This window comes from Holdemania filiformis DSM 12042 (genome assembly GCF_000157995.1).
GTDB lineage: Bacteria > Bacillota_I > Bacilli_A > Erysipelotrichales > Erysipelotrichaceae > Holdemania > Holdemania filiformis.
In genome coordinates, this window is the sequence record NZ_GG657556.1 from 122,851 (window position 1) to 133,524 (window position 10,674).

The following is a 10,674-nucleotide window of genomic DNA, read 5'->3' on the forward strand; positions in this document are numbered from 1 at the left end:
TGTATTTCCTTGAGCAAACGAATGACGAAAAATATGCTGTATGACTCCTCTTTTATACTTCTTGAGGTTATCGACGAGAGACTGCTGTGCTTCGATACGATGCTCCAAAGTAATGATGAAATCGGCAATCTTTCTTTGCTCATCAGTGTTTTCAGGCAGATAGTGTTTTGTGTCAAAAAACTCTTCGGTAGGCACATTCAAAAGACCGTGATTTCTTGCGCCTTCAGCAGAGATCATATATATATCCCGATACCATTTCAGAGAGTCGAAATATGCCTTGATGAAGTCGCTATCATGCTTTTTGAGAGCAAAGCAGATGTAAAGCGTCGATAATGCGCCCATCGGATAACAATCCAGACGTTTGATAGAGCCGAAATCATAACCTACGGAATAGCTTTTATTGTAGGCAAACTCGCCATTTTTGAGCAAATAGTACCCACTCATGTCTTTGCTGGCAACCGTCTTATTGAAGTAGCTTATCTGATCAACAAGACCGTCCTTAGACGAAATGGTTAACGGAAGATCGGTTTCGTTTTTACTGTTCTTTCGTGTTACACGGTCTGCGAAGTCCGATAATCTCTCGGCTCTCCACGGCTTATCAAAGCTCGGAAAGCGGAGCTTCGGACACTTTTCGAGACCGTTACTTGAAGATAATTATTTTTAATTTTTGACTTTCCGCGATAATATTCGTGGAGGTGGTCTCAATGACTAATAATACACAATTTAAGACGCTTGTTAATACTTGGCTCAATAAAAAACAGCCAATGATTACCCCATCAACTTTCGCCAGTTTTACGCTGATTGCCGAAAATCATTTAATACCATATTTTGGCAAGCGAAAGATTGGTAGTATTACTGAAAAGGATGTTCAAGAATACATTCAATATCTTTACAATTCTGGGCGACTTGATAACACCGGCGGATTAACTGTAAAGACAATTCGCGATGTTATTTTGGTTTTTCGATTGTCAATGGAGTACGCTTATAAGATAAGAGCAATTCCGCTTTTGAATTGGGATCTTATTGAATATCCAAAGGATATGAATGCAAAAAAGGTAATTTCGCTGTCTAAGGATCAGGAACTAGCGCTTATCCAATGTATCTACATGCATTTAAATCGAAAAAGCGCAGGGATACTTATTGCTTTGTTTACGGGTGTCAGAATTGGTGAATTATGTGGAATTCAAATGAAGGATATATCGCTTATTGATAAAACGATTACGATCAATAAGACCGTACAACGTATTTATGATAAAAAGAAGAAAACATCATATATCAATGTAGGCTTACCAAAGACCAAAACATCAGCAAGAACAATTCCTGTTCCGACATTGCTTATGAACATCATAAAAAAATTCTACACTGAGAATCCTAATCATTATTTTTTAACTGGAAAAGTAAAGCCGACTGAACCACGTACCTATCGACAATTTTTTGCTCGTTTTCTCAAGCGAAATGAGTTGCAAAAAGTTAAGTTTCACGAAATTCGTCATACGTTTGCCGTAAGAGCAATCGAGATCCCAGAATTTGATATCAAGTCTCTTTCTGAAATTCTTGGTCACAAAAATGTATCTTTCACATTAAATGTGTACGGTAGTGCTAATTTACAGCAAAAGATAAAATGCATGAATCTTCTTAATGATCTTTTATAAATCTACAAAGTTAGTGCTTATGGCAAATATTCCGGTCAGTGAAGTGGTTCATGACTGAATTTATTCTATCCGTACATTTTTACGGCGAAATGTAAAAGTATATTTAGCTGTATTCACTGTCTACCATAGCAATAAATTTTAATTTTTATTTCGAAAAAATAAAATTTAGGGATTGACAAAGCGCTTTCAGCCAGCTTATAATAAACTCGCAAAAGACAAAGGGACATGTAACTGGTAATGCAGGCAGGATCTCATAAAACAAACGGAATCCGCAAGGAGGACGTGGCTTTTATGATGGATCCTGCCTTTTTGTTTTCCTGCCTTGGGGCCAGAGGGAGGAAAGCGAACAGGAAACAGCCCGGCGATCTGGCGATTATGGAGGAGAAATCTATGGATTATAAGCATACTGCCGCCGAAATTCTGAAATATGTCGGCACAGAAAAAAACGTCGCTCACCTTGAGCACTGCTCGACCCGTCTGCGCTTCACGCTCAATGATCAGAAAAAAGTCGACGAGGACAAACTGAAAGCGGTCCCGGGCGTCATGGGCGTCGTTCGCAGCAATCAGTTCCAGATCATCATCGGCAACGATGTCGTCGAGGTGTACGATGCCTTATTGAAAATGATTGATTTCAATAATCAGACAACCCCGGCAGCCCCGGCGGAGAAACAGAAGCTCGGCAAAATGGCGCTGGACTTTCTGATCGGCATTTTCCAGCCGTTAGTTCCGGCAATCGCCGGCGCGGGCGTGCTGAAATCGATCCTGATTCTGTTGGTCGCGCTGCATGTCATGGACGACGCGAACGCGCTGTATAAGATTCTTGCCGCGATTTCTGACGCTACGTTCTACTTCTTACCGATGATGGTGGCGGTGACGACCGCCAACAAGCTGAAAAGCAACCGGTTGGTCGCGATTGCCGCGGTCGGCGTAACGCTGCTGCCGGCGGTCACGACGATGATCGCCGAAGGCACGACGCTGTTCGGCATTCAGCTGCAGAGCATCGCCTATAACGCGCAGGTGTTCCCGGCGATTCTGTGTGTCAGCTTCCTGGCGTTCATGGAACGGCTCATGAACAAGATTTCGCCGAAGCCGATCCGGATCTTCTTTGTTCCGATGATCGCACTGGCCGTCACCGTGCCGGTCACGCTGTTGTTCTTAGGTCCGTTAGGCTACAATGTCGGCCAGATCTTCACCGCGGCGATCCTGTTCTTATATGACAAGCTCGGCTTTGTGGCGTTGACAGTTCTGTCGGCGATCCTGCCGTTAATGGTGGCGACCGGCATGCACAAGACGCTGCTGCCGTATGCTCTGGCGACTTATGGCGAGCTGGGCTATGAAATGTTGTATCTGCCGGCGTCGCTGGCGCACAACATCGGGGAATCCGGCGCCTGCTTCGCGGTTGCGTTAAAAGCCAAAGATGAAACGCTGAAATCAACCGCCTTCTCCGCGGGAATCTCCGCCTTCATGGGCATTACGGAGCCGGCGCTCTACGGCGTGACGCTGCAGAATAAGAAAGTCCTTTACAGCGTCATGCTGGGCGGCGGCATCACCGGCGCGTTCTTAGGTTTACTGTCAGTCAAGGCGTTCGCGGTCGTCGGTCCGGGCGCGGCCAGTATGTCGATGTTCATCGACAGCACCAACGGAATGAATATCGTCTGGGCGATCGCGGGCTTCGTGCTGGCGTTAGTTTCCTCGTTTATCTTCACGTTGATTCTGTGGAAAGAAGAAACCCCGGCGGCTTCAACTCCGGCCGCCCCAGTGAAACCGCTGGAAGGCAGCCATGACGTCCTGAATGTGCTGTGTCCGATCGTCGGTCAGGTTGTCGCGCTGGATCAGGTTGGCGATGAAATGTTCTCCAAGAAAGCGCTGGGCGACGGTGTCGCGATCATTCCGGAAGTCGGCGAGCTGCGCGCTCCGGCCGACGGCACGATCCAGATGGTCTTTGAAACGAAGCATTCCTTAGGCATGACAACCGCCAACGGCACGGAAATTCTGTTTCATGTCGGCTTAGATACCGTCAATCTGCAAGGCAAGCCGTTCTCTCCGAGGGTTAAGGCCGGCGACAGCGTCAAAACCGGCGATCTGCTTCTGACATTTGATATTCAGGCGATCAAGGACGCCGGGCTGGATCCGATCACTCCAGTGGTCGTCACCAATTCCCAGGACATGAACGTCAGCGTCGTGAAGACCGGCCATGCCGAAAACACCGACGTTATTCTGCAGACGCAGAGAAAGGAAGACTAATATGCGAAAATTCCCTGAAGGCTTTTTATGGGGCGGGGCGACCGCTGCCAATCAGATCGAAGGCGGATGGCAGGAAGGCGGTAAAGGCTGGTCAGTTTCCGACGCGGCCCGCGCGCACTTCGACGCCGATATCAAGGATTATAACCGTCACAACCAGATCACAACCCGGGACATTGAGGAAGCGCTGGCCCATCCGGAGGACGAGGTCAACTATCCGAAACGGCACGGCAGCGATTTCTACCATCATTATAAAGAAGACATCGCGTTGATGGCTGAGATGGGCTTTAAGGTCTACCGCATGTCGATCGCCTGGAGCCGCATTTATCCTAACGGCGACGACGACCAGCCCAACGAGGCCGGCCTGCAGTTCTACGATGAGGTGTTCGACGAACTCAAGAAATATAACATTGAACCGCTGGTTACGATGTCGCACTATGAACCACCGCTGAATCTGGTGCTCAATTACGACGGCTGGTATTCCCGCGAAGTCATCGGCTTCTTTGAAAAGTATGTCCGGACGATCTGCGAGCGCTACAAGCACAAGGTAAAATACTGGCTGACCTTCAATGAGGTTGACAGCATCATCCGCCATCCGTACACGACCGGCGGTCTGATCGAAGACCGTTTCCCGGGGAAGAACTTTGAAGAGGTCTGTTACCAAGCGATGCACCATCAGTTTGTCGCCTCGGCGCTGGCAACCAAGATCTGCCATGAGATCATCCCGGATTCCCAGGTCGGCTGCATGATCACCAAGCTGACCTACTACCCGTATTCCTGCAAGCCGGAGGACGTGCTGGAAACGCAGAAGCGGATGCGCAGCATTTATGCGTACAGCGACACGCAGGTGTTTGGCGAATATCCGTCGACGCTGCTGTCCTACTATAAGAATCACAACATCCACATCGTGAAGCAGCCGGGCGATGATGAAGTGATGAAGCAGTACCCGGTCGACTTCGTTTCGTTCAGCTATTATATGTCCAGCTGCGTAGCGGCGGATGAAACCGGACTGGACGTCACCCCGGGCAACACAATTCTGGCGGTCAAGAATCCGCATTTGGAAACCAGCGAATGGGGCTGGCAGATCGATCCGATTGGTCTGCGGATTTCCTTAGTCGATCTGTACGACCGTTACCGCAAGCCACTGTTCGTCGTAGAAAACGGACTGGGCGCGAAAGACGTACTGAGTGCGGATGGGAAGGTGCATGATCCTTACCGGATCGACTATCTGCGCAAGCATTTCGCGTGCATGCTGGACGCAATCGAAGAAGACGGTGTCGAGCTGATGGGCTATACGTCGTGGGCGTGCATCGATTTGATCAGCGAATCGACCAAGCAGATCTCCAAGCGTTACGGCTACATTTATGTCGATCTTGATGATCAGGGCAACGGCACGTATAATAGAATCAGAAAAGATTCGTTCTACTGGTATCAGAAAGTCATTCAGAACAACAGTCTGGATTTTGAAGAACAATAACGTCCGGCAGGGACGAAGCAGAAAGGCAGGGGAGCGGGGATGCGGATCAAAAAAGTATTGAATTCCAGCGTCGTGCTGGTCGAAGACGATGCGCATCAGGAATCGATCCTGCTGGGGAAAGGCATCGGTTACGGACAGAAGCCGGGCAACGTGATTGCCCAGCGTCAGGAAAACCAGGTGTTTCTGCCTGTCGACAACGCCCGTTCCCGGCAGATTGTCGAGCTGGTCAACAGCCTGCCCGTAGCGATTCTGGAGCTGGCGCAGGAAATCGTGATCGACGCTCAGCAGCGCTTAAAAACGCCGCTGGGGGAAAATCTGGTGTTCGTGCTGGCCGATCATCTCAACTTTGCCTTAGAGCGGATCCGCACCGGGATGGTGATTACCAACCGCGTCTTCTGGGAAATCAAAAGCTTCTATCCCCAGGAATTTGAAGCCGGGCTGCACGCGGTCGAACAGGTGCGCCAGCGCTTAGGCGTGGAGCTGCCGGAACAGGAAGCGGCGAACATCGCGTTTCATCTGGCCAATGCCCAGGCGGGAAGCGACCCGGATTACGACGCCGCCCGTAACGCCAAGCTGATCGGCGAACTCATCAATCTGGTCCGCTATTCGCTCAACCGTGAACTCGATTCCCAAAGCATCCATACGGCACGGTTTATCACGCATATCAAATTCTTTGTCGACCGCTTCTTTACCGACAAGCTGCTTCAAAACGACGACGATCTGTTATTTGAGCAGATCAAGACGCGCTATCCGAAAGAGCTGGGCGTGGCGCTGAAAATCAAGAGTTACCTGTATGATAAATACGGACGGATCCTGCCGAATGAAGAAGTGACGTTTCTCGTCGTGCATATCGCACGGATCGCCCGCAGTCAGGCATGAGCATGGGTTAAAATCAAGGATTGAAGCGAATAAAAAGAAAACAGAGAATTCCGGCAGGACAGAACGAACCGGGGGTCTCTGTTTTTTGATGGACAAGGTTGGCGTCGATGATCTGCCTTAGTTATAATACCGTCAGCGTGTCCGGTTCCTCATCATGTTCCATGTTGCTTTCGATTGTATTGCGGATATTCTGCATCTTTACGTCCAACAAGGCGCTGAGCCGGGCACATTCGCTCAGTTCGTCAGCCGTCTGGCAGAGGATCGGCTCCGGCAGATCCTTCTTATAACGGAGCTTGTGTTCAAGATTGGCCCAGAACTCCATCGCGATCGTCCTCAGCTGCACTTCGACCTTCATCATCCGTTTTTCATTTTGTAAGAAGATCGGAATTTCGATGATCAGATGCAGGCTGCGATAGCCGTTTTCCTTCGGCTGGCGGATGTAATCCTTGCGCTGCAATAGCCGCACATCATCCTGTTGAAGCAGGCAGTCCGCCAACATGTAAATATCGTCGATAAACGAACAGATCACCCGGACTCCGGCGATATCCGCGAGGTTTTCCTCGATCGCTGTCAGCGTGGCGGGCAGATGGCAGCGGACCATTTTTTCCTGAATGCTTTCCGGTGATTTTACCCGTGATTTGATACTTTCGATCGGATTACGCTCATGCTGCAGAGAAAACTGTTCATTGAGAACTTTGAATTTGGTTTCCACTTCGAGGATGGCGCAGCGGTAATAGGTCATCAGCCGGCGGGCTTGTTCCATATTCTTCTGCATCGCGCTGAGATCGGCGTCGTCCAGCAGCCGGGTGAGCCGCTGGATAAACGAGTCGTTGTTTTCTGCGGAGTAATTTTGCATAAGCTGAGATGTTTCCTGTACGGGTTGATTCATGGTCTTCGCTCCTTTTGTGATTGCGGCCGCGGTAAAATTCAAGAAGGGCTGTGCTTGACTTCCAGAATTCCCAGCGACGGATTCTTTCTTTCATTATAAACCTGACAGTGCGGATGTCTTCAAAAAGAAGACCGGTTTTAAACAATCCGCCTGAATTGTCGGCGCTGACCGCAAGAAAGCCGGAAATAAAAAGCCGGCTGTCTTATGACGGAGGATTCCATCGTTTTCGCACGCTGCATGGTTATGCTATAATAACGGCATATTCAACAACGAAACGTTTGTCAAGCGAACAGAGAGGGGGAAAACCGATGTCAGCCGAAACTTTGGCGGAAGCTTATGTTCCGCTGACCGCCAATCAGGGCGCAGGCTACCGGGAGATTGAAGCGTGTCCGGCGCTGAAGCCGTGGATCCGCTGTTTCTGGGTGTATACCGATCAATGCGATCAGATCGTGATTCCCGATACGTGCATGGACATCATTCTGTGCGTCGATGAAACCGGGAAAAGCGAGATTTTTTTCTGTGGGATCAACGATTTTACGTTCACCTCGTTCAACGACAGCGCCCGGCCCGGCGTGCGGCTGATCGGCATCCGCTTTTATTTCTGGGCCGTTGCCAGCTTCTGCACCGGTTCGTTAAAGGCTGTGCGGAATACGAAGGATCAGATGGATTTTTATTTTCCCGGCTGGGCGGAAGGGTTGAAGCAGGCGTTTGACGCAGCGGAAAGTCTGGAAGCGCTGTGGCCGAAGTGGGAAGCCTTTCTGCTTGCGCATCAGCACACGGATCCGATACCGCCGCTCATCCTGCGGGCGGCGGAGCTGATCATTCAGCGCAAGGGCGTGCTGGCGATCGCGGATCTGGCGGCGGAGCTCGGCCTTGAGAAACGCTGGATGGAACGGAAATTTCTGGATTTTTACGGCGTCAGCGGCAAGCGTCTTTCGCTTTTGATCCGGTATCAGCTGATCTGGCAGGCCTGTCTGCAGGATCATGATTTCAACGTTCAGGACACGGTTGCGGACTATGGCTTTTACGATCAGGCCCATCTGTTGAATTTCTTTAAAAAATATCATAATTCCCAACGGCTGTCGTTTTTTTCCAAGACAGCCAAACGCTGATTCCGGTACAATAGCCCCGGAGGTGTTTCCGATGAAAAAGAGAATGACGCAGGCTCAGTTTCAACAAATCCGCCGCTGGGTTCTGCGCAATGGCCGGCCGCTGGAATGGGCGCGCTGGCAAGCGATGTTTGAAGGCGGCAGCCAGAATCAGGCTTTGGAAGTGTTACGCGGTTATCAAAACGCGGACGGCGGTTTTGGCTGGGGGCTGGAGCCGGATTGCATGAATCCCCAGTCTTCCCCCTACCAGACCGGTTCCGCGCTGGCGCTGGCCGAAGCGCTGCAGCTGGACGCGCATGATCCGCTATATCAAGGAGCGTTTGCGTATTTGGGCCAGGAAAGCACGGCGTATCGGGACGGCTGGCCGTTCACGATCCAATCCAACGACGCTTATCCGCATGCCCCGTGGATGGGCTATGATCCAAAGCTCAACGACGCGGAGAGCTTTGGTTTGAATCTGGGCCTGGCGCGGCAGATCCTGACACACGATTGCGACGACAGGACGCTGAGAGCGAAGGCGGAAGCGATTGTTGCAAAGGCCTTTAAACAGTTGTTTACACAGGAGGATTTCGGCGAGATGGGCGTGGATGCCTTCTGTGGATGGCTGCCGCAGCTGGACTTCCTGCCGGCGACGGCATACACGCAGGATCAGATCCGGGAACGGATTCTGACGCTGATTGAAAAGCGGGTGGAGCGCGATCCTGCCCAGTGGCAGGAATATAAACCGCGGCCGTCCTACTTCGTTCGTTCGCGCAACGACGCGGCGTATCCCCGGCTGAAAGACCGGGTGGAAGCGGAGCTGGATTATTTGATCGACACCTGTCCTGAAGACGGCGTGTGGGAAATTCCGTGGAACTGGGCGGGGCTGTATCCCGAGGCTTTCCGCGTGGCACGCACACAATGGAAAGGCTGGAAGGCGATTGAGAATATCGCGTTTCTGATGGCGTTTGACCGGATTGAACCGGCTGTTCAGAAAGGAAACCACACAGATGAATAAAATTACCTGTATCTGCCTGGGCGTTCGCGATATGGCGAAGTCCCTCCGCTTTTACCGCGACGGCTTAGGCTACAAGACCGATTGCCAGGAAGACAATCCCACTGTCTGTTTCTTTGATACGCCGGGAACCAAATTTGAACTCTATCCGCTGGCGCAGTTGGCGCAGGATGTCAATCCGCACAATCCGCCGGCGCTCAGCCCGGGATTTTCCGGCATCACGCTGGCGTACAATGTCGAAAAGAAAGCGGAAGTCGATCAGGTGATCGCCCTGGCGCGCGAAGCCGGAGCCACGATCCTGAAAGAACCGCAGCCGGTCTTCTGGGGCGGCTATCATGCGTATTTCAGCGATCCTGACGGTTATGTCTGGGAAGTAGCCTGGGGACCCGATTTCCAGTATGACGAGCAGGGCTTGTTGAAATTTTAAGTGAAAGTGAAGGATCAGCGATGAAATTAAAAAATACGATGCTCGTCGTCCGGGATCTGAAACGATCGGAGGCCTTCTATAAGGAAGTGCTGGGTCTGCGGACGTTGGTGGATCTTGAGGTTCATGCCGTGCTCAGCGGCGGTCTGGCCTTGCAGACAGAAGAAAGCTGGAAGCAGTTCACCGGTCTTGACATCACTTATGAAGCCAATGCGGCTGAGCTTTATTTTGAAGAAGCGGAGTTTGATGCTTTTGCCGCAAAGCTTGCGGCGCTCACCTCGGTGCGGATCATCAATCCTGCTGAGGAACAGAGCTGGGGCCAGCGGATCGTGCGGTTTTGGGATCCGGATGGACATGTCATTGAAGTCGGGGAGACGCTGAAAGCCGTTTGCCAGCGGTTTTTGGATCAGGGTATGACAATTGAAGCGATCGCCCAGAGGATGGATGTGCCGGTCAAAGCGGTGAACGCCTACCTTCGCTGAAGTCTGCCAGGCGCAGCGTCAGGAAACCGGTATTCCCCCTTCCCGGACGAGGGAAGAAATCATTCGCCGCGGTATTTGTTTTCAACCTGACATCCTGATGTCAGGTTTGACACGGTACAATGAAATCAAAAGGAAGGTGTTATATCATGGCCTATGATTTTAAAAAAGAAGCGAAATTGTTCTATATGCCAAAAAATAAGCCGGAAATTGTCACGGTTCCGCCGATGAATTTTCTCGCGGTGCCCGGTCAGGGTGATCCCAACGAGGAAGGCGGCGCTTATCAACAGGCTGTCAGCGTCTTGTACGCGCTTGCTTATACGCTCAAAATGAGCTATAAAGGGACACGACAGATCGCCGGATTTTACGAATATGTCGTGCCACCGCTGGAAGGCTTCTGGTGGCAGCCGGGCCTCGCCGGTGTGGATTATTCGCAGAAGCGCGGTTTTCACTGGATCAGCGTGATCCGGGTCCCGGATTTCATCAAGCAGGAAGATTTCGACTGGGCCGTGCAGGAGGCACAGCGGAAG

11 protein-coding genes are annotated in these 10,674 nt (G+C 51.0%); 9 read left to right on the forward strand and 2 right to left on the reverse strand.

Features of this window, described 5'->3' with window-relative positions:
- Positions 1-429 (reverse strand): restriction endonuclease subunit S domain-containing protein (locus tag HOLDEFILI_RS19615; protein ID WP_482793270.1); only part of this gene is annotated, 429 nt, incomplete at its 3' end.
- A 275-nt stretch (positions 430-704) separates the two neighbouring features.
- Here HOLDEFILI_RS19615 and HOLDEFILI_RS06430 point away from each other — a divergent pair.
- From HOLDEFILI_RS06430 to HOLDEFILI_RS06445, 4 genes are all read left to right on the forward strand, one after another.
- Complete coding sequence (locus HOLDEFILI_RS06430; protein WP_006058721.1) at positions 705-1,652, forward strand: site-specific integrase; 948 nt, start codon at positions 705-707, stop codon at positions 1,650-1,652.
- Positions 1,653-2,042: 390 nt separating this feature from the next.
- Positions 2,043-3,896: a beta-glucoside-specific PTS transporter subunit IIABC gene (locus HOLDEFILI_RS06435; RefSeq protein ID WP_039864456.1), complete on the forward strand. Its 1,854-nt coding sequence runs from the start codon at positions 2,043-2,045 to the stop codon at positions 3,894-3,896.
- 1 nt (position 3,897) lies between these two features.
- Positions 3,898-5,370 (forward strand): glycoside hydrolase family 1 protein, encoded by a 1,473-nt coding sequence (locus HOLDEFILI_RS06440; RefSeq protein ID WP_006058723.1) that lies wholly within the window; start codon positions 3,898-3,900, stop codon positions 5,368-5,370.
- A 39-nt stretch (positions 5,371-5,409) separates the two neighbouring features.
- The gene (locus HOLDEFILI_RS06445; protein WP_006058724.1) at positions 5,410-6,249 is read left to right on the forward strand and encodes a PRD domain-containing protein; all 840 of its coding nucleotides are present in this window, start codon (positions 5,410-5,412) and stop codon (positions 6,247-6,249) included.
- A 121-nt stretch (positions 6,250-6,370) separates the two neighbouring features.
- Here the strand turns inward: HOLDEFILI_RS06445 and HOLDEFILI_RS06450 are convergent, their stop codons facing one another.
- Positions 6,371-7,138: a GTP pyrophosphokinase gene (locus tag HOLDEFILI_RS06450; protein WP_244264308.1), complete on the reverse strand. Its 768-nt coding sequence runs from the start codon at positions 7,136-7,138 to the stop codon at positions 6,371-6,373.
- A gap of 308 nt (positions 7,139-7,446) precedes the next feature.
- Here HOLDEFILI_RS06450 and HOLDEFILI_RS06455 point away from each other — a divergent pair, with 308 nt between their 5' ends.
- The 5 genes from HOLDEFILI_RS06455 to HOLDEFILI_RS06475 all read left to right on the forward strand — a co-directional run.
- On the forward strand, positions 7,447-8,250 hold the full coding sequence (locus HOLDEFILI_RS06455) for a helix-turn-helix domain-containing protein (protein ID WP_006058726.1): 804 nt from the start codon (positions 7,447-7,449) through the stop codon (positions 8,248-8,250).
- Between the two features lie 31 nt (positions 8,251-8,281).
- Entirely contained in the window at positions 8,282-9,244 is a 963-nt protein-coding gene (locus HOLDEFILI_RS06460; protein WP_006058727.1) for a hypothetical protein, read from the forward strand.
- On the forward strand, positions 9,237-9,668 hold the full coding sequence (locus tag HOLDEFILI_RS06465) for a VOC family protein (RefSeq protein WP_006058728.1): 432 nt from the start codon (positions 9,237-9,239) through the stop codon (positions 9,666-9,668). The genes HOLDEFILI_RS06460 and HOLDEFILI_RS06465 overlap by 8 nt, the downstream gene beginning before the upstream one ends.
- A gap of 20 nt (positions 9,669-9,688) precedes the next feature.
- The gene (locus HOLDEFILI_RS06470; RefSeq protein WP_006058729.1) at positions 9,689-10,147 is read left to right on the forward strand and encodes a VOC family protein; all 459 of its coding nucleotides are present in this window, start codon (positions 9,689-9,691) and stop codon (positions 10,145-10,147) included.
- Between the two features lie 146 nt (positions 10,148-10,293).
- Positions 10,294-10,674: GyrI-like domain-containing protein (locus HOLDEFILI_RS06475; RefSeq protein WP_006058730.1), on the forward strand; the 381-nt coding region annotated here is incomplete at its 3' end.

Bases quoted from the DNA above. Each gene is read 5' to 3' on its own strand.
- HOLDEFILI_RS06430 (WP_006058721.1), top strand. From the start codon at position 705: ATGACTAATAATACACAATTTAAGACGCTTGTTAATACTTGGCTCAAT.
- HOLDEFILI_RS06435 (WP_039864456.1), top strand. From the start codon at position 2,043: ATGGATTATAAGCATACTGCCGCCGAAATTCTGAAATATGTCGGCACA.
- HOLDEFILI_RS06440 (WP_006058723.1), top strand. From the start codon at position 3,898: ATGCGAAAATTCCCTGAAGGCTTTTTATGGGGCGGGGCGACCGCTGCC.
- HOLDEFILI_RS06445 (WP_006058724.1), top strand. From the start codon at position 5,410: ATGCGGATCAAAAAAGTATTGAATTCCAGCGTCGTGCTGGTCGAAGAC.
- HOLDEFILI_RS06450 (WP_244264308.1), bottom strand. From the start codon at position 7,138: ATGAATCAACCCGTACAGGAAACATCTCAGCTTATGCAAAATTACTCC.
- HOLDEFILI_RS06455 (WP_006058726.1), top strand. From the start codon at position 7,447: ATGTCAGCCGAAACTTTGGCGGAAGCTTATGTTCCGCTGACCGCCAAT.
- HOLDEFILI_RS06460 (WP_006058727.1), top strand. From the start codon at position 8,282: ATGAAAAAGAGAATGACGCAGGCTCAGTTTCAACAAATCCGCCGCTGG.
- HOLDEFILI_RS06465 (WP_006058728.1), top strand. From the start codon at position 9,237: ATGAATAAAATTACCTGTATCTGCCTGGGCGTTCGCGATATGGCGAAG.
- HOLDEFILI_RS06470 (WP_006058729.1), top strand. From the start codon at position 9,689: ATGAAATTAAAAAATACGATGCTCGTCGTCCGGGATCTGAAACGATCG.